14 protein-coding genes are annotated in these 18,760 nt (G+C 63.9%); 7 read left to right on the top strand and 7 right to left on the bottom strand.

Annotation, left to right across the window (positions count from 1 at the left end; all coding sequences use genetic code 11):
• Nucleotides 1-115: 115 nt before the first annotated feature.
• Nucleotides 116-1,021: a LysR family transcriptional regulator gene (locus XI09_RS11410; RefSeq protein ID WP_271566923.1), complete on the bottom strand. Its 906-nt coding sequence runs from the start codon at nucleotides 1,019-1,021 to the stop codon at nucleotides 116-118.
• A 182-nt stretch (nucleotides 1,022-1,203) separates the two neighbouring features.
• Between XI09_RS11410 and XI09_RS11405 the strand changes: the two genes are divergently transcribed.
• From XI09_RS11405 to XI09_RS11395, 3 genes are all read left to right on the top strand, one after another.
• Nucleotides 1,204-1,512: a hypothetical protein gene (locus XI09_RS11405; protein ID WP_271566922.1), complete on the top strand. Its 309-nt coding sequence runs from the start codon at nucleotides 1,204-1,206 to the stop codon at nucleotides 1,510-1,512.
• An 86-nt stretch (nucleotides 1,513-1,598) separates the two neighbouring features.
• Nucleotides 1,599-2,459 (top strand): class I SAM-dependent methyltransferase, encoded by an 861-nt coding sequence (locus XI09_RS11400; RefSeq protein ID WP_271566921.1) that lies wholly within the window; start codon nucleotides 1,599-1,601, stop codon nucleotides 2,457-2,459.
• A gap of 294 nt (nucleotides 2,460-2,753) precedes the next feature.
• A complete protein-coding gene (locus XI09_RS11395) occupies nucleotides 2,754-4,511 on the top strand; it encodes an adenylate/guanylate cyclase domain-containing protein (RefSeq protein WP_271566920.1) in 1,758 nt (585 codons plus the stop codon).
• Between the two features lie 749 nt (nucleotides 4,512-5,260).
• Here the strand turns inward: XI09_RS11395 and lepA are convergent.
• Complete coding sequence (gene lepA / locus XI09_RS11390; protein WP_271566919.1) at nucleotides 5,261-7,072, bottom strand: translation elongation factor 4; 1,812 nt, start codon at nucleotides 7,070-7,072, stop codon at nucleotides 5,261-5,263.
• A gap of 114 nt (nucleotides 7,073-7,186) precedes the next feature.
• Between lepA and XI09_RS11385 the strand changes: the two genes are divergently transcribed.
• On the top strand, nucleotides 7,187-8,812 hold the full coding sequence (locus XI09_RS11385; protein WP_271566918.1) for a glycosyltransferase family 39 protein: 1,626 nt from the start codon (nucleotides 7,187-7,189) through the stop codon (nucleotides 8,810-8,812).
• A 127-nt stretch (nucleotides 8,813-8,939) separates the two neighbouring features.
• Here the strand turns inward: XI09_RS11385 and XI09_RS11380 are convergent, their stop codons facing one another.
• The 5 genes from XI09_RS11380 to XI09_RS11360 form a co-directional block, all read right to left on the bottom strand.
• Nucleotides 8,940-9,257: an HPr family phosphocarrier protein gene (locus XI09_RS11380; protein WP_027547512.1), complete on the bottom strand. Its 318-nt coding sequence runs from the start codon at nucleotides 9,255-9,257 to the stop codon at nucleotides 8,940-8,942.
• Nucleotides 9,254-9,655 carry a PTS sugar transporter subunit IIA gene (locus XI09_RS11375; RefSeq protein WP_011090868.1) on the bottom strand — a complete coding sequence of 134 codons (402 nt, stop codon included), beginning with the start codon at nucleotides 9,653-9,655 and terminating at the stop codon, nucleotides 9,254-9,256. Before XI09_RS11375 ends, XI09_RS11380 begins: the two co-directional genes overlap by 4 nt.
• A gap of 133 nt (nucleotides 9,656-9,788) precedes the next feature.
• Entirely contained in the window at nucleotides 9,789-10,313 is a 525-nt protein-coding gene (locus XI09_RS11370) for an HPr kinase/phosphorylase (RefSeq protein ID WP_271566917.1), read from the bottom strand.
• Nucleotides 10,310-12,115 carry a sensor histidine kinase gene (locus XI09_RS11365; RefSeq protein ID WP_271566916.1) on the bottom strand — a complete coding sequence of 602 codons (1,806 nt, stop codon included), beginning with the start codon at nucleotides 12,113-12,115 and terminating at the stop codon, nucleotides 10,310-10,312. The genes XI09_RS11370 and XI09_RS11365 overlap by 4 nt, the downstream gene beginning before the upstream one ends.
• A 116-nt stretch (nucleotides 12,116-12,231) precedes the next feature.
• The gene (locus tag XI09_RS11360; RefSeq protein ID WP_008542552.1) at nucleotides 12,232-12,933 is read right to left on the bottom strand and encodes a response regulator transcription factor; all 702 of its coding nucleotides are present in this window, start codon (nucleotides 12,931-12,933) and stop codon (nucleotides 12,232-12,234) included.
• Between the two features lie 240 nt (nucleotides 12,934-13,173).
• Here XI09_RS11360 and XI09_RS11355 point away from each other — a divergent pair, with 240 nt between their 5' ends.
• The 3 genes from XI09_RS11355 (at nucleotide 13,174) to XI09_RS11345 (ending at nucleotide 18,481) form a co-directional block, all read left to right on the top strand.
• Nucleotides 13,174-13,923, top strand: coding sequence for a HugZ family pyridoxamine 5'-phosphate oxidase (locus XI09_RS11355; RefSeq protein WP_271566915.1), 750 nt, complete (start codon nucleotides 13,174-13,176; stop codon nucleotides 13,921-13,923).
• A 64-nt stretch (nucleotides 13,924-13,987) separates the two neighbouring features.
• Nucleotides 13,988-16,582 (top strand): CHAT domain-containing tetratricopeptide repeat protein, encoded by a 2,595-nt coding sequence (locus tag XI09_RS11350; protein WP_271566914.1) that lies wholly within the window; start codon nucleotides 13,988-13,990, stop codon nucleotides 16,580-16,582.
• A 282-nt stretch (nucleotides 16,583-16,864) separates the two neighbouring features.
• Nucleotides 16,865-18,481, top strand: a complete 1,617-nt coding sequence (locus XI09_RS11345; RefSeq protein WP_271566913.1) for a phosphoenolpyruvate carboxykinase — start codon at nucleotides 16,865-16,867, stop codon at nucleotides 18,479-18,481.
• Nucleotides 18,482-18,760 lie beyond the last annotated feature (279 nt).

Genomic DNA, 18,760 nt, shown 5'->3' with positions numbered 1-18,760 from the left:
AAGCGGACTCCCCCACGACTCTACCAAGTCCGACAGATAGCATTCGCTCGATCACATATCCCATCGCAGATCGCCCACGAATGGCGGACCGCGAAAGTCCATTTCGGCTTTGGGGTTATCCTGTCAGAATCGATTTCAAAGCCTCACGCTCTTCTGCGATGAAGTCGAAGAATGCCGATATCCGGGGGGTGCGCCTGAGGTCGGGATGCGTCAGCAGGCGCCAGCTTCTCGCCAGTTCCGGAATGGGTCCCAGCACGCGCACGAGGTCCAGTTCGGCGTCACCCAGCGCCGTTGGGAGCGGGCCAACGCCGATGCCGGACTTCACCGCATAGACAAGGCCGAGCACACTGTTATTGCGCGCCGCCATCTTGGCGTCCGGTGCAACCTGCTTGAGCCATTTGGCCGTGCGGTGATTGCTGAGCGCTTCGTCGAAGCCGACCAGCGGGTGAAGCGACAAGTCCTCAACTAGCTCCGGCTTGCCGTAACGGTCGATATAGGCGCGGCTCGCATAGACCGCCCAGATTGAGTCCGCAATCTTGCGTCCAACAAGCTCATCGTCGGTATCGCCCGACCGGAACGCAACATCCGCCTCGCCTTTTGTAAGATCGAGATACCGGTCGCTCGTGACGAATTCAACGCGCAGCTTCGGGTAGCGGGCATGGAAGCGCTCAATGAGCTTCGACTGAGTTATCCGAAAAACAATCGGTTCGGGACAGGTCACCCGAACAACTCCGGACACGTCACTAGCGGCGCCGGTGACTTGGCGCTCGAAGTCGGTCACGGCGGCGTCGATGCGCTCGGCATAGGGCAGCAACTGCTCGCCAAATTCGGTGAGGCGATAGCCGGTAGTTTGACGCGTCACCAGTTGGCACCCGAGCCGCCGCTCCAACTCGGCGAGCCTGCGATGGACCGTCGATTGGCTGAGACCGAGCGCCTTTCCGGCCGCGTTCGTGCTGTGATGACGTGCGACCGCCAAAAGGTATTTTAGATCGTTCCAATCGAACATTGTGCGATTATGCACTTTTGCCTCCCGGTTTCGCAATCTTGCGGCTCCCGCAATCGCTCGCGCCTGCATAGGCTTTCCGGGCTTCGAACGTCCGGAGCCGGTCCTCGAACCCGCCAGTGGCGATGGAGAACATCAGATGCACATACTGCGTGAAAATTGACAACGGGCACTCGGACTTTCAAAGAAGGGAAATCGTCATGCTAGATTCCAATTTCCATTTCGGTGGCTTGGTCAGCCAATTTGTCCATGCGGCGGTAAACGGTCCTCCCATTCTGCCGCAAGGCCAGGAGGTGAGCAGCTTTGTGCACGCGTTCAACCCGGGCAATCCTGTCGAGGCCCAGGGTCCTCCCATTCTGCCGCAGGGCCACTTTGTCAGCGAATTTGTCCATGCGGCAGTTAATGGCCCTCCCATTCTGCCGCCGGGCCAGGACGTGAGCAGCTTTGTGCACGAGCTACATGGCGGGTTTGGCAGCTTCAGCAGCGACGCCATGGGTTGGCTGCTCTGAGACGCCGGGAAGGCAAAGTGGCTGGATCGCGGGCCACGCCGACTGCTTCAGGCAGCGCTTTGCTTGTTCAATTAAGGGAGCGACTTATGTCCGCTGTACTCAACAATAGCCCCGCGACTAAGGACGCCATCCGGGAACAGTGGAACAAGCAGGCGAGGGGCTGGAACGACAGCGGTGCAGTGATCCGGCCCTGGCTCCATGGCGCGACGCAGGCAATGCTGGGCATGGCCGACATCAAAGCCGACTCCCATGTCCTCGACGTGGCCGCAGGCGCCGGCGATCAGACCCTCGACATCGCAGAACGAGTGGGACGAGACGGCTCTGTGCTCGCGACGGACCTGTCGCCGGACATTCTGCTGTACGCAAGCCGGCAGGCTGCGGCGGCGGGCTACCGGAACATCAAGACCCGCGTATCGGAAGGTGAGAACCTTCAGGTCGAAGACGTCAGTTTCGATGCGGTCATCTGCCGGCTCGGTCTGATGTTGTTCAGCGACCCCTTGCAGGGCCTGCGGGAAATGTTGCGGGCGGTCAAGCCGGGTGGGGGCGTTTGCACCATGGTGTTCTCAACGCCCCAAACCAATCCCTGCGTCGCGATTTTGATGTCGACCGCGCTAAAACACGCCGGTCTGCCGCCGCCTGATCCGTATCAACCCGGCGGGCTTCTCAGTCTGGGCAAACCTGGTTTGATCGATGAACTCTTTCAGAAAGCTGGGTTCAGTCAGATCGCAACCACGAAAGTGGCAGCACCATTTCGGCTCCCCGCGGTGAAGGACTATCTCGATTTTATCAAGACCTCTGCGGCGCCGATCATTCAGATTCTAGAGCGCCTGGAACCTCCGAAGAGAGAGGCGGCATGGGCCGAAATCGAGGAGAAGCTGAAGCCGTTCGAAACAGGCGCCGGGTGGGAAGGTCCAAACGAACTGCTGTTGACTGCTGCACGGCGTTGACTTCAGAGGGCCGACCAAGGACAGAGCCGCTGCCGTTTTGAAATCTTGCTCGCTGACGTCTGCTTCGGGTTACACTCGGAAGTCGGCGGGTCCATGGTAGATGGTCTGCTCTGCCACTGTGAGCGGACATCACAGGATCCGCGGTTCAGGTCCGCGAAGGGCCGGCCACGTCCGGACATGATCAGCCATGGAGGTGCTTCACGGCGCTGGGCGCAGTGGCTGCCAAACACCCATCACTTGGTTCTCGGAACCGGCAGGCGTAGACTGTCTTCGACCTATCTCCGGAGGCGTGCCTTGGCCAGTGAGCGCGTCGAGCGTCGGCTCACCGCCATTTTGGCAGCCGATGTGGCTGGCTACAGCTGGCTGACCGGTGTGGATGAAGAGAGCACGCACGTCCAGCTCCAGGACCATCTACGCACCCTCGTCAATCCCAAGATCGCCGAACACCGCGGCCGTGTTGTCAAGAACACCGGCGATGGGCTGCTGGCTGAGTTTGGCAGCGTAGTGGACGCAGTGCGCTGCGCTCTTGATGTCCAGCGCGGGATGGCCGAGCGCAATGCCGGGGTGCCAGATGAGAAGCGCATCGAGTTCCGGATTGGCATCAATGTCGGCGACATCATCATCGATCGAGGTGACATTTTCGGCGACGGCGTGAATGTGGCGGCCCGTCTGGAGGGTCTCGCGGAACCGGGTGGGATCTGCGTTTCGGGCCGGGTGCAGGAAGATGCGCGAGGCAAGCTCGGTATCGCCTTCGAGGATGCAGGCGAACAGCAGCTCAAGAACATCGCCTGGCCGGTGCGGGTCTATCGGGTGCGGCTCAGCGGCGAAGCAGCGCGGTCACGACCGGCCTTGGAGCTTCCCGACAAGCCTTCGATCGTTGTCTTGCCGTTCGCCAACATGAGCGGCGATCCCGAGCAGGATTATTTCGCCGACGGCATGACCGAGGATATTATCACAGGGCTCTCTCGCGCGCGCTGGCTCTTCGTAATAGCGCGGAACTCGTCCTTTGCTTACAAGGGGCGCTCGACCGACGTTAAGCAGGTCGCGCACGAACTCGGCGTGCGCTATGTGCTCGAGGGCAGCGTACGCAAGGTTGGCGAGCGCGTCCGGATCAGCGCACAGCTAGCGGAGGGAACCTCCGGAAGACAGCTTTGGGCGAAGCGCTACGATCGCGAACTATCCGACATATTCGCCATGCAGGACGAGATCACGGAGACAATCATCGGCGCGGTCGAGCCGGAGCTCGGAAAGGTCGAGCGCCGGCGCTCGGCTGGCAAGCGTCCGGATAATCTCGACGCGTGGGATCTCTACCAGCGCGGCATGTCGCACCTTTATGAGTACACCAAGGACGACCTGCAGCGCGCGCGGCAGTATTTTGCACAGGCAATCGCGAGGGACCCGCAGCTCGGGCCCGCACATTCCGGGCTCGCCGAGACCTATTACTACGAGGGTGTCTACGGCTTCGCAGATTCCATTTCGGACAATCGCGAGAAGGCACTCGCACCCGCGCTGCGGGCAGTGGTGCTCGATGCCGAGGATGCTGGCGCGCACTGTACGTTGGGGCGGGCCTACTATATGCGCCGCGCATACGACGCTGCATTCCGGGAACTGAAGACAGCATTGGAGCTGAACCCTTCACTAGCACTCGCACATTACGGTCTGGGTGCGACGCTCGTATTCTCGGGACGCGCAGAGGAGGGCATCCCCTATCTGACAGCGGCGATACGGCTCAGTCCGCATGATCCAAACATGGGATCATTCCTGGTGCGACTCGCTGATGCCGCGTATTTTCTGAAGCGCTACGAGGAAGCCGCCGAATGGGCACGGCGCGCGCTGCAGCAGCCGAATTTCCAATGGTCGCGGTACACCGTACTGATCGCGGCTCTGGCCCAGCTTGGCAGGCTCGACGAGGCCAGGAACTGCATCCAACAATTGCAGGTCAAGCGTCCAAACACTTCAATTGCATTTGTGCGAGAAACCCACCTGTTCGGCGACACGGCAAACTTCGCGCACTATCTAGGTGGCCTCCGCATGGCCGGTCTGCCCGATTGAGCGCACCGCTATCAACACAGTCCGTCCTGCAATGCCCTGATTTCGTTCAAGTCGTGCGTCGTTGGAGACGCTGGGTGAACCACCTGTGGACCGCAGCAGATACGCGCCGGGTGCCAGCGTGCCCGTATCGCGTTCAAGATTGCGCGATGGGCCGCGATCCTGACCGCATCGCGCACAGCATCGAGACCCAGTCAACAATACTGCCTGGCATTGGTCTGCTATGTGGCTCCGCTTCCCAGAGGCAAGACGCTCAGTGTCGAGGGCTGCTATGGGTCAGAAGCGGTTTTCGAGGAGAAGCACTTGGCAGGTCGGTTTACGGGCCAGGAGCCGACGTAAGCCGTCACCGACGTGATGCCTGGATATCGAAATCAGAGGCTGCCGATCGGCCGGCGGTCGAGATGGTGCGCCCTGATGAGCGCCTGCTGCACACCCGCTGCCATGATGCCATCATGCCCCTGTTTTGCCCGACGGGTCAAACGAATTTCGTAAAATCGAAAACTCGAAAAACCCCAATGCCGGCAAGGGGCCGGCTACTGTGCATGGGGTTGTTTTCGCGGTTTTTGTTGTCCGGTCGCAAAAGCCTCGGTCCGGACCGATCTCGTCACGAGATCTGGTCTTGCCTTCGTCGTCATGGCCGGGCTTGACCCGGCCATCCACGGCTTCTCAGCGGCACCAGGAACGTGGATGCCCGGGACGAGCCCGGGCATGACGGCGGCTGATGTATCCGTGAAAGCCCTGGCCCGTTCGCCTCAGCTATCCACCTTCAGCGCGGCAATGAAGGCTTCCTGCGGGATGTCGACCTTGCCGAACTGCCGCATCTTCTTCTTGCCTTCCTTCTGCTTTTCCAGAAGCTTGCGCTTACGCGTGATGTCGCCGCCGTAGCACTTCGCGGTGACGTCCTTGCGCAGGGCGCGCACCGTCTCGCGGGCGATCACCTTGCCGCCGATCGCCGCCTGGATCGGGATCTGGAACATGTGCGGCGGGATCAGCTCCTTCATCTTCTCGACCATGGCGCGGCCGCGGCCTTCCGCGCGGGTGCGATGCACCAGCATCGAGAGCGCGTCGACCGGCTCGGCATTGACCAGGATCTGCATCTTGACGAGGTCGGCCGGCTTGTAGTCGGTGAGATGATAGTCGAACGAGGCGTAGCCCTTGGAGACCGATTTCAGCCGGTCGTAGAAGTCGAACACGACCTCGTTGAGCGGCAGATCGTATTTCACCATCGCGCGGGCGCCGACATAGGTCAGCTCCTTCTGCGAGCCGCGGCGGTCCTGGCACAGCTTCAGCACGCTGCCGAGATATTCGTCCGGGGTGAGGATCGTCGCCTCGATCCAGGGCTCCTGGATCTCCTCGATCTTGACCACGTCGGGCATGTCGACGGGATTGTGGATCTCGAGCTCGGTGCCGTCGGTCAGCTTCATCTTGTAGATGACGCTCGGCGCGGTCGCGATCAGGTTGAGATCGAATTCGCGCGACAGCCGCTCCTGAATGATCTCCAGATGCAACAGGCCGAGGAAGCCGCAGCGGAAGCCGAAGCCGAGCGCTGCCGAGGTTTCCATCTCGAACGAGAAGCTGGCGTCGTTGAGACGCAGCTTGCCCATCGCGGCGCGCAGCGTCTCGAAATCGTCGGCGTCGACCGGGAACAGGCCGCAGAACACCACGGGGATGGCCGGCTTGAAGCCCGGCAGCATTTCGGTGACAGGCTTCCTGTCGTCGGTGATGGTGTCGCCGACGCGGGTGTCGGCGACTTCCTTGATCGCGGCGGTGATGAAGCCGATCTCGCCGGGGCCGAGCTCGTCGACCTGCGTCATCTTCGGGGTGAAGAAGCCGACACGCTCGACGTCGTAGGCGGCGCCCGTGCCCATCATGCGCACGCGCTGGCCCTTCTTCATGACGCCGTCGACGACGCGGATCAGCACGACCACGCCGAGATAGACGTCGTACCAGCTGTCGACCAGCAGCGCCTTCAAGGTCGCGTCGCGGTCGCCCTTCGGCGGCGGCAGGCGGGTGACGATGGCTTCCAGCACGTCGGGAACACCGAGGCCGGTCTTGGCCGAGATCATCACGGCGTCGGAGGCGTCGATGCCGATGACGTCCTCGATCTGCTGCTTGACCTTCTCGGGTTCGGCGGCCGGAAGATCGACCTTGTTCAGGACCGGAACGATCTCGTGATTGTTGTCGAGCGCCTGGTAGACGTTGGCAAGCGTCTGCGCTTCGACGCCCTGGCTGGCGTCGACCACCAGCAGGGAACCCTCGCAGGCCGCCAGCGACCGCGAGACTTCGTAGGCGAAGTCGACATGGCCGGGCGTGTCCATCAGGTTGAAGATGTAGTCCTTGCCGTCCTTGGCGCGGTAGGCGAGCCGGACCGTCTGCGCCTTGATGGTGATGCCGCGCTCGCGCTCGATGTCCATGGAATCGAGCACCTGCTCCTTGCCCGCCATTTCACGGTCGGACAGGCCGCCGGTCATCTGGATCAGGCGATCGGCCAGCGTCGATTTGCCATGGTCGATATGGGCGACGATGGAGAAATTGCGGATGTTGGAAATGGGGACGGTCGTCATGGGCGCGGGATACCACTCACATCCCCGTGCGGCAACCATATTGCTGTATTTTCAGGGCCTTTCTTCACGCCAAGCTGATTCCACGGTAGCCCAAAACGCGCTACGCAACGGTTGATGTCGACGACCTCAATCCCATCTGCCCGAGCCCGCGCGAAGACCCGGGTGAGTTTCAACCGCTTCCGGGCCTGGCTGGTTGCTAGCGCGGTCCGGCCGGAGGCCCGCCTGTGGCTGGTGATCCAGCTCGCGATCCTGCATGCGGTGCTCTGGACCTTCATCCTGATCAATCTCAAGGCAGCGCAGGACGTTCACATGGACGTCGCGGAAGCCTATGGCTGGGGCCAGAAATTCCTCTGGGGGTACGGCAAGCACCCGCCGCTGTCGGGCTGGGTCGCCGGCCTCTGGTTCAAGGCGTTCCCGGCGACGGACTGGGCGACCTATGCGCTCGCCATGGCGACGGTCGGCGTCGGCATGGTGATCTGCTGGCTGCTGAGCTTGCGCGTCGTGGATGCGCGGCGCGCGTTCCTGGTCGTGGTGATGGTCGCGCTCTACCCGATCTTCAATTTCAAGGGCTTCAAGTACAACCCGGACCTGCTCCAGCTCGTCACCCTGCCGCTGCTCGTGCTCGCCTATCTCAACGCCTTCGAGAAACGCAGCTGGCAGTCCGGCATCTGGTTCGGGCTCGCCGGCGCGCTGGCGCTGATGACCAAATACTGGGTGCTGACCATGATCGGCGCCATCGGCCTTGCCGCGCTGATCCATCCCGAGCGCTTGAAATTCCTGCTGTCGCCGGCGCCGTGGGTGGCGGTCGCGACGATGGCGGTGGCGATGATCCCGCACATCGTGTGGCTGGCGGACGTGCATTTCGTCCCGCTGACCTATGCCGGCGATACCTACAGCCTCGAGGACGCCAGTCTCGTGCATCAGCTCGTGGCCGGCTACTTCCTGCATAATTTCGCGTTGCTGGCCCTTCCTGTAGCGCTCGCTGCGCTCGCCATGGCGCTGGTGCCGCATTGGTTCACGCTGCTCTTGCGCGCGCCCTTGCGCATCGTCACGCGCGCCTGGGCGCGCGGCGCCAATTCCGGCGTCAATTTCTCGCAGGCGCTGAATGTCTGGATCATCCAGACCATCGTCGCCGTCGGCCCGCCGCTCGGCGCGCTCGCCTTCAGCGTCTACATGAAGACCGATTGGGGCATCTCGCTGTTCTTCCTGGTGCCCTTGGCGCTGGTCGCGATCCCCGCACTGCGGGTGCAGAGCGCGACCCTGGTCAACATCACCGCGATCTGGCTCGTGCTGAGCGTCGCGACGCTCGCCGCCTCGCCCTGGATCGCCGCGCGCGAGATGGCCGCCAATGCCGGCAACACCGCGACCTATGGCGCGCGCTCGGACCTCGCCCGCGAGCTGACGCAGGCCTGGCACGCGCGCTTCGCCTCGCGCTGGGCGGTCGTCGCCGGCACCATGGAATCGATCCAGCCGATGGTGTTCTACAGCCCGGACCACCCGGTCGCGCTCGTGCCGATCGAAGCCTGGGATTCCGGGCTGATCTCGCGCGATGACGTCAAGACATACGGCTTCATCGGCGTGTTCGATCCGGCCGACGGCCGCCTGCCGGCGTTCGAGAAATGGGTGTCGGAGACCGCGCCGAATGCCGAGCGCATGGTGATGACGACGCGCCGCTTCACCCACGGCAAGGCCGGCCCGTCGATGAGCTGGAACATCTACATCGCGCCGCCGGGGAAGTGACCGAGGTGCCGTAGGGTGGGCAAAGCGAAGCGTGCCCACCACTTCTGTGGCGATTGTCGAGAGATGGTGGGCATGGCGCATCGCGCCTTTGCCCACCCTACGGCGCTGAGCACGTGGCGAGAGCGCGCTAAATCCCTTCCTCGTTGAACTTGCTTTCAACGAGCTCGGTGATCGCCGCGAGCGCGGCGTCGGCATCCGCACCAGCCGCAGCGACCGTGATCGTCGTGCCGGGTCCTGCGGCGAGCATCATCAGGCCCATGATCGAGGTGCCGCCGACGGTCTCGCCGCCGCGCGTCACCCACACCTGCGCGTTGAAGCGCTCGACCGCCTGGACGAATTTCGCCGAGGCGCGGGCGTGCAGGCCGCGCTTGTTGATGATCAGAAGCTCCTTGGAGATCGCGCCCGCGGGCACGCCCGTCCCGGCTTGCGGCGCGTCGTCGCTCATTTGCCGGCGAGCACGCGGCTGGCGATGGTGACGTATTTGCGACCCGCTTCCTGGGCCATCGCGATCGCGTCGGGCAGCGCGCGTTCCTCGCGCACCTTGGCGAGCTTCACCAGCATGGGAAGGTTGATGCCCGCGAGCACCTCGACCTTCGGTCGGCTCATGCAGGATATTGCCAGGTTGGATGGCGTGCCGCCGAACATGTCGGTGAGGATCGCAACGCCGTCGCCGGAATCGACGCGGTTAACCGCCTCGATGATGTCGCTTCGGCACAGATCGGAATCATCTTCAGCGCCGATCGTGATCGCTTCGATTTGCTTTTGTGGGCCCATGACATGTTCAAGCGCTGCCTTGAATTCGTCGGCAAGGCGCCCGTGGGTCACAAGTACTAGACCAATCATCGGAAAACTCCTCGCGGGCGCTTTTGGTGCACCGCACGAACGCGCCACTTTGACCATCCAGAGCCCCTGCGCAAGAGGGGATGTTGCGTATCTCCCTGAACTTAGACGGATGGATGAGGGGAGCTGCGCCGGTCTATTCGGTCGCGATAGTGGGGTTCATATGGTTACCATTTCCCTTCAAACAATCGCCTGAAGGGTTAACGGAAGATGAACTCTTGGTAGTGGTCAAGGCCGCGACAACCAGTGGGAGGGGCGAAAAGTCGCGGCTAACGGGGATTCGCGGTATTTCGACACCTAAAATGCTTGTTTTCAGGGATTCGGCCGGCGGCAGCCGTTCCGCGTCCGCGGCGTCCAGATCGACCACGAGGCCGACGGTCGCATGCTCCACGAAGTCGCAGCGGCGGATTCCGAGGCCCCGGATTTCGATCAGGCCGGCCAGCGGCGGAGCGGGGCGGACCTCAATTTCATCGCCGACTGTCGCCAGATGGACACGGTCATCACCGACCAGAACGGCCCTTTCGACCACGCCGGCGCGGCCCGCCATGATCAAATCGAAGGCAAGGCGCGACTTGCCGGAGCCCGACGGTCCGCGGATCAGCACTGCCAGATTCCCGACCTTGACCGCGGAGGCGTGCACGCTGGGCCCGCCGTCGCTCATAGCGCCGGCAGCCTCACCACGAAGCGCGCGCCGGCAACCGTCGGCTCGCCGTCGGCGTCCGTGGGGCCGGGGCGGTTCTCCACCCAGATCCGCCCGCCATGGGCATCGACGATCTGCTTGGAGATCGACAGGCCGAGGCCGGAGTTCTGGCCAAAGCCCTGATGCGGACGGTCGGTGTAGAAGCGCTCGAAGATGCGCTCCAGCGCGTCATCGCGAATGCCGGGACCGTCATCGTCGACGACGATCTCGATCTCTCCGCGCACGCGGCGGCAGGTGAGGCGCACCTTGTTGCCGGCTTCCGAGAAGGATTGCGCGTTGGAGAGAAGGTTGGAGACCACCTGGCCGAGCCGTGAGTCGTGGCCGGTCACGGCGAACGTGTCGCTTGGCCCGCGACCCTCGAAGCGCGCCTCGACCGCGACGTCGTGGCCGAGCTTGGTTTCGTTGGCGACGGAGACCAGCGTGCCGAGCAGGCGGCGCAGATCGACAGGAACCGCGTCCTGCCGCTGCAATTCGGCATCGAGCCGGCTGGCGTCGGAGATGTCCGAGATCAGGCGGTCGAGCCGCTTGACGTCGTGCTCGATCACCTCGAGCAGGCGGGCGCGGCTGTTCTCGTTGCGCGCCAGCGGCAGCGTCTCGACCGCGGAGCGCAGCGAGGTCAGCGGATTCTTCAGCTCGTGCGCAACGTCGGCGGCGAACATCTCGATCGCCTCGATGCGGCTGTAGAGCGCATTGGTCATGTCGCGCAGCGCGCCGGACAGATGGCCGATCTCGTCGCGGCGGCGGGTGAAGTCGGGGATCTCGACACGGGTCTTGATGCGGCGGCGGACGCGCTCGGCGCTGTCCGCGAGCCGGCGCACGGGACCGGCGATGGTGCTGGCGAGCAGCAGCGACAGCATGATCATGACCGCGGCGGCGACGCCGCCGACCTTCAGGATGGCGAGGCGTTCGGCGGTGACCATCTGGTCGATGTCGTCGCCCTGGGTGGACAGCATCAGCGCGCCGTGGATGGCGCGCGAGCGCAGCACGGGGACCGCGACCGAGACGATCACCTCGCCGCGCGGATTGACCCGCACCATCGAGCGCTTCTCGCCATGGAGCGCATCGGCCACTTCCGCATAGCCATTGCCGTTCTCGGGTCCGAGCTCGCGATAGAGCGGCAGGTCGCCGCGGTTCAGCCAGGTGCGTACCGCGACCATGCCGCGCTCGACGATGCCGGGCTTCTCGGCGGAGAGCGACGGCAGGGGCAGGCGCACCACGGTATCGAGGCTGCGGCTGTCGACCAGCAGGCTGCCGTTCGGATCGTAGATGCGGGCGCGCGTCTTGGTCGGTGAGATCAGCGTGCGCAACACCGGCGCCACGCGCTCCGGGTTGATCGGAAAATCCAGCGGCGAATAGTCGTCCGACCCGCCATAGGTCTCGCCCGGCTTGAGGTCGAGCAGCCGGTCGGGATCGATGGTGATGGCGTTGGTCTGCACGGTCGCGGACGCCGCAATCGCGCCGGCGATGATTTCGGCCTGCACCAGGAGGCTCTGCGCGCGCGCGTCGATCAGGCCGGCGCGGAATTGCGACAGGTACAGGATGCTTGCCACCAGCGCGACGAGGCCGGCGAGGTTGAGCGAGACGATGCGGCGGGTCAGGCTCGAGAAGGACAGTGCGAAGAAGAACTGCCCGGCGCGCTTCAGCCAGTTCAGCGGCCGCCAGCCCTGCGCGGCCGGCTTGTCTTCGGCAACGTGCTCCGGAACGCCGTCGGATGCGATATCCTCGGCGCTCTGGTTCGGGTCAGGCTGCGTTCGGTCCAGCAATGCTTACGCCCGCGTTAGGACAGCTCGTGCGAAGGTCCCCGCATTCTAGAGCCATCCCGGTTCCGATGGAACGAGAACCGGCGATGCTCCCGACATTCGTGAAGGCGCCTGCCGCCTCAGGCTTCCTTGAAACGATAGCCGACGCCGTACAGCGTCTCGATCATCTCGAACTCGTTGTCGACTACCTTGAACTTCTTGCGCAGCCGCTTGATGTGGCTGTCGATGGTGCGGTCGTCGACATAGACCTGATCGTCATAGGCGGCGTCCATCAGCGCATTGCGGCTCTTGACCACGCCGGGCCGGGTCGCGAGCGCCTGGAGAATCAGGAATTCGGTTACGGTCAGCGTCACCGGCTCGTTCTTCCAGGTGCAGGTATGGCGTTCCGGATCCATGCGCAAAAGGCCACGGTCGAGCGCCTTGGCGTCGTTCTCCTTCGGCGCGACGGTCGGGTCCTTCGGCGCCGAGCGGCGCAGCACCGCCTTGACGCGCTCGACCAGCAGCCGCTGCGAGAACGGTTTGCGGATGAAATCGTCGGCGCCCATCTTGAGGCCGAACAGCTCGTCGATCTCTTCGTCCTTGGAGGTCAGGAAGATCACCGGCAGGTCGGATTTCTGCCTGAGACGGCGCAGCGTCTCCATGCCGTCCATGCGCGGCATCTTGATGTCGAGGATGGCAAGGTCGGGCTGGGTGGTGCGAAAACCGTCAAGCGCGGAGGCGCCGTCGGTGTAGGTCATGATGCGGTAGCCTTCGGCTTCCAGCGCGATCGAGACGGATGTGAGAATATTGCGGTCGTCGTCGACCAAAGCGATTGTGGGCATGAGCCTCTGCTTTCTGCTTTCCGTTTGGGTCGTGGCTTGAAACGGCGAGCAATCCAGTGATGCGCCGCATACATGGGTCCCGAACTTGGCGTTCGAACTTTGTCACCGAGCAATGCAAGCTGGGCTGAAGTGTGACCAAGTTCCACGAAACACGGCAGATTCGCCGCATCTCGACCCATAACCGGACCCCCGTTTAGCCGAAAAAAGACCCCCTTTGCAACCACCTGACCGAGAAAGCCCATGCAACCGACCCCCGATTTCGACCCCGGAAAGCTCGCCAAATCGCTGCTCAGGCGGTCGCGGCAGGGCGCTCTCGCGACGTTGATGGTGGGTAGCGGCGATCCCTATTGTTCCCTGGTCAATCTGGCGAGCCACCCGGATGGCTCGCCCATCCTGCTGATTTCAGGGTTGGCCGTGCACACCAGGAACATCCTGGCAGATGGCCGGGTCTCCTTGATGCTGGACGAGCGCGCCGCCGGCGATCCGCTGGAGGGCGCCCGGATCATGCTGTCCGGCCGGGCGGAGCAGGCCGGCCCCGAGACGGTTCTGCTCCAGCGGCGGTATCTGAATGCCCACCCATCGGCGGAAGCCTTTGTTTCGTTCAAGGACTTTTCGTTCTTCAGGATTCGGCCCACGGGAACCCATCTGGTGGCCGGCTTCGGCCGGATCGTCGACCTCAAGCCGGAGCAGTTCCTCACCGATCTCAGCGGCGCCGAGGACCTGCTGGCGGCGGAGGAGGGCGCGGTGGAGCACATGAATGCCGACCACCGCGACGCCATGGGCCTCTACGCGACTAGGCTGCTCGGCGCGGCCGCCGGCGACTGGCGCTGCACCGGCTGTGACCCTGAAGGCCTCGACATGCAGGACGGCCAGACCGCGCTGCGGCTCGAGTTTCCGGAGCGGGTGACCGATGGCACGGCGCTCCGCAAGATGCTGGTTCGCCTCGCTGGCGAAGCGCGCGCGAAGACGGAGGAGCCGCGCCAAGATTGAACGCCGCTGCCGATCGCTGCGACCCAACACCGTGACCGGTTCGGGATTGGCAGCGAGAGGGTTCATGACACATCGTCGTTTGGCGTTGGCCGCGGGTCTGGCGCTCGCGATCACCACGTCGCTTGCCTCGCCCGGTCTTGCCCAGAAGGCCGATCTCGCCGCACAGGGCGCGCGGATCAACGCGCTCAACCAGGCCGGCAAATATGCAGAAGCGCTGCCCTTGGCGCAGGCCATGGTGGCGAGCCTGGAGAAGGGCAACGACGGTCGCGAGCTCTCCGCCGCGCTCAACAATCTCGGTCAGGTCTATGCCGGCCAGGGCCGCGACGATCTGGCCGAGCCGATCTACAAGCGCGCCATCGCGCTGATGGAGAAGTCGCTCGGCCTCGACACCGCCTTGATCGCGCCCGAGCTGAGCAATCTCGCCGCGCTGTATCAGCGGCAGGGCCGCTTCACTGAAGCCGAGCCGCTGTTCAAGCGTGCGCTCGCCATTCGCGAAAAGGCGCTGTCGCGCGAGCATCCCGACGTCGGCCAGGCGCTCAACAATCTCGCCACGCTCTACGTGAAGCAGGAGCATTTTGCGGACGCCGAGCCGCTGTTCCAGCGGGCGCTCGCGATCTATCAGAAGGCCGCCGGGCCCGAGCATCCCGCGGTCGCCACGGTGCTGAACAACATCGGCCAGGTCGATCGCGACCTCAACCGCGATGCCGATGCCGAGGCGCCGATCAAGCGCTCGCTCGCGATCCGCGAAAAGGTGCTGGGGCCGGATCATCCCGACGTCGCGCGTTCGCTGAACAATCTCGCCGGGCTCTACGAGCACCAGCAGCGTTATGCCGATGCCGAGCCGCTCTACCGGCGCGCCCTTGCGATCCGCGAGCGCGCGCTGGGGCCGGATCATCCTGACGTCGTGACCTCGACCAGCAACCTTGCCTATTTCCTCTACGTCTCCGGCCGCACCGCCGATGCCCTGCCGCTGGCGGAAAGGACGCTTCGCAGCGGCCGCGCACAGCTGCGTGTGGTGCTGCCGATCCTGTTTTCTGCGCGGCAGCACCATCTCCTGCCGGACGACAAGGCGCTTGACGAGGCGCTGGCCGCGATCCAGCGCGGCACGCAATCTTCCGCCGCCTCCGCCGTGAACAAGCTCGCGGTGCGGCTTGCGGCCGGCAGCGACCGGCTCGCCGAGCTCGTGCGCAAGGAGCAGGATCTCGCGGCCGAGGCCGAGGCGCTCGACAAGGCGATCATCGCGGCGGTGTCCAAGCAAGCCGCGCAACGCGACGTCGCGGCCGGGCAGCGCAGCCGCACGCGGATCGCGGCGATCGCGAGCGAGCGCGCCGGGTTGCAGAAGACGCTCGCCGTCGAGTTTCCCGACTATGCCTCGCTCTCCAATCCGCTGCCGCTCGGTGTGAAAGACATCCAGCCGTTGCTGTCGGCCGATGAAGCGATGACGATCTATTCCGTCGTGGACAAGCGGGGCTATGTCATCGCGATCACGCGCGAGGGCGTCGACTGGAAGGAGATTCCGCTCGGCGCGGACGCGCTGGCGCAGAAAGTGTCGGCGTTCCGCAAAGGGCTCGACGTCGGCAAGGCACACGATGCGTCCGGCAAATCCGGCCTGTTCGACCTCGTGCTCGCCAATGAGCTCTATGTCGCGCTGCTCGGCCCGGTCGAAGCGCTGACGAAAGACAAGCGCAGCCTGCTGGTGGTGCCGTCGGCTGCACTGACCGCACTGCCGTTTCATCTGCTCGTCACGGAGAAGCCGCAAGCTGCGATCCCGGACAAGCTCGAAGGCTATCGCAACGCCGCCTGGCTGTTGCGGCGTCAGGCCGTCTCAGTACTGCCGTCGGTGATCAGCCTGAAATCGCTGCGGGCCTTTGCGCGCAAGGATCAGGGCGTCAAGCCAATGACCGGCTTCGGCGATCCCGTGTTCAACCCCGCAGCCGAAGGGCCGGCCGATCGTCGCGCAGCGAACGGCAAGCTCGCCGCGCGCAGCATCGCGACGATTGCCTATACCGATTTCTGGCACGGCGCCGGCGTCGATCGTGCGCGGCTTGCGCAAGCGCTGCCGCAACTGCCTGACACTGCCGACGAACTGAACGCGGTGGCCAGGGATGTCGGCGCAGGCGAGGTCGACATCCATCTCGGCCGCGATGCCAGCGAAACGACGCTCAAGCGTGCAGCGCTTGCTCAATACAGCATCATCTACTTTGCCACCCACGGCCTCGTTGCGGGCGACGTCAAGGGACTGGGCGAGCCCTCGCTTGCGCTCTCCATTCCCGATCAGCCCTCCGAACTCGACGACGGTCTTCTCACCGCGAGCGAAGTCGCCCAGCTCAAGCTCAATGCGGATTGGGTGGTGCTGTCGGCCTGCAACACCATCGCCGGCGACAAGCCCGGCGCAGAGGCCCTGTCGGGATTGGCGCGCTCGTTCTTCTATGCCGGCGCCCGCGCGCTTCTGGTGTCGCATTGGGCAGTGGATTCGGAAGCTGCCACCCGCTTGACCACGTCGACTTTCGCTCTGCTCAAAAACGAACCAAAAATCGGCCGTGCCGAAGCGTTGCGCCGCGCCATGTTGACGTATCTCGACGACGCCTCGTCGCCGCGCAATGCCTATCCTGCGATGTGGGGACCGTTCGCACTGATCGGCGAGGGTGAGATACGATAGACCGCGCCGGGGAATTGTGCGTCGCAATAACCCCCGATAACGCCGAAACGCGCATTTGGTTGCGCGATCATTCGTGATTTTTTGATGCGCGTGCTCAGAGCTGATATGCGCGACGTTTGGCGCGGTCCTTGAATAAACCAAATCCTGCGGGATCAGCTTGGCAACGCCAGCGTTCATCAGTATTAGGTCGTCCACCCGAGGCCGGACCTGTTATTCACGGTGACTGCGATGGCGCCAAAACTTGGTCGCGCTATGTGTCGCGGGTTCTAGGAGGATTTTTTCGTGCAAGAGACGGGCGTGCGCAACGGTGCCTTCGGCGCCGACAAATTCGGCTTAAAGAAGCTCAAGCAGATTCACTGGAACCTGGGTGCGCCGCAACTCTATCAATACTCGCTCTCCGCGGGCGAAACGGTGCTGTCTGCCGACGGCGCGCTTTGCGCGGATACCGGCGAGTTCACCGGCCGCAGCCCCAAGGACAAGTTCACGGTGCGTGACGCCACCACCGACAAGAAGATGTGGTGGGCCGGCAACCAGTCGATCACCGCGGAGCAGTTCGAGGCGCTCTATCAGGACTTCCTCAAGCACGCCGAAGGCAAGAGCCTGTTCGCGCAGGACCTCTACGGCGGCGCCGATCCGGCCTACCGGATCAAGACCCGCGTGTTCACCGAGCTCGCCTGGCACTCGCTGTTCATCCGCACGCTTCTGATCCGCCCCGAGGCGATCGAGCTGTCGACCTTCACGCCCGAGCTCACCATCATCGACATGCCGAGCTTCCGCGCCGATCCGAAGCGCCACGGCGTGCGCTCGGAGAACGTCGTCGCGATCGACTTCGCCCGCAAGATCGTGCTGATCGGCGGCTCCTACTATGCCGGCGAGATGAAGAAGTCGGTCTTCACCACGCTGAACTACTATCTGCCCGAGCGCGGCGTGATGCCGATGCACTGCTCGGCCAATGTCGGCGCCAAGGACGATGCCGCGATCTTCTTCGGCCTGTCAGGCACCGGCAAGACAACGCTGTCGGCCGACCCGAACCGCACCCTGATCGGTGACGACGAGCACGGCTGGGGCCCCAACGGCGTCTTCAATTTCGAAGGCGGCTGCTATGCGAAGTGCATCAAGCTGTCGAAGGAAGCCGAGCCCGAGATCTACGCCGCCTCGACGCGCTTCGGCGCGGTGCTCGAGAACTGCGTGCTCGACGAGGACACCCGCGTGGTGGACTTCGACGACGGCTCCAAGACCGAGAACACCCGCTCGGCCTATCCGCTCGACTTCATCCCGAACGCTTCGCGCACCGGCCGCGCGCCGCAGCCGAAGAACGTGGTGATGCTCGCCGCCGACGCCTTCGGCGTGCTGCCGCCGATCGCAAAGCTCTCGCCGGCGCAGGCGATGTATCACTTCCTCTCCGGCTACACCGCCAAGGTCGCGGGCACCGAGCGCGGTCTCGGCAACGAGCCGCAGCCCGAATTCTCGACCTGCTTCGGCTCGCCCTTCCTGCCGCTCGACCCATCCGTCTACGGCAACATGCTGCGCGACCTGATCGCCCAGCACAATGTCGACTGCTGGCTGGTCAATACGGGGTGGACCGGCGGCAAGTACGGTGTCGGCTCGCGCATGCCGATCAAGGTGACCCGCGCGCTGCTCACCGCAGCCCTCGACGGTTCGCTTCGCAACGTCGAATTCCGCACCGACAAGTATTTCGGCTTCGCGGTCCCGACCGCGCTGCCGGGCGTGCCGAGCGAAATCCTCAACCCGGTCAACACCTGGAAGGACAAGGACGAGTTCGACAAGACCGCACGTAGCCTGGTCGGCATGTTCCAGAAGAACTTTGCCAAGTTCGAAGCCCAGGTCGACGCCGAGGTGCGCGCGGCCGCGCCGGACGTGAAGCTCGCGGCGGAGTAATTTCGCATCGTTGGAAATGCGAAAGGGCGGCCGCGAGGCCGCCCTTTTTGTTTGTGGGTATTTAGCGTGAACCACACACTCAGTGTCGTCCCCGCGAACGCGGGGACCCATACCGCGTGATCTATCGAGGGAGTGCAGTCCAGGTACCGGCGAAGAAAGGGTCACTATTGATCTTCGCTAAACTCCTCCCTGTGGTTATGGGTCCCGGATTGCATGTTGTCGGCATCTTCCTGAAGGAAGATGGGACGCCGGCGGGACCTCGCGGTCCTGGAAGATCCT

The organism is Bradyrhizobium sp. CCBAU 11386 (assembly GCF_028128955.1).
Lineage (GTDB): Bacteria > Pseudomonadota > Alphaproteobacteria > Rhizobiales > Xanthobacteraceae > Bradyrhizobium.
This window is presented reverse-complemented; position numbering and strand designations above follow the sequence as displayed.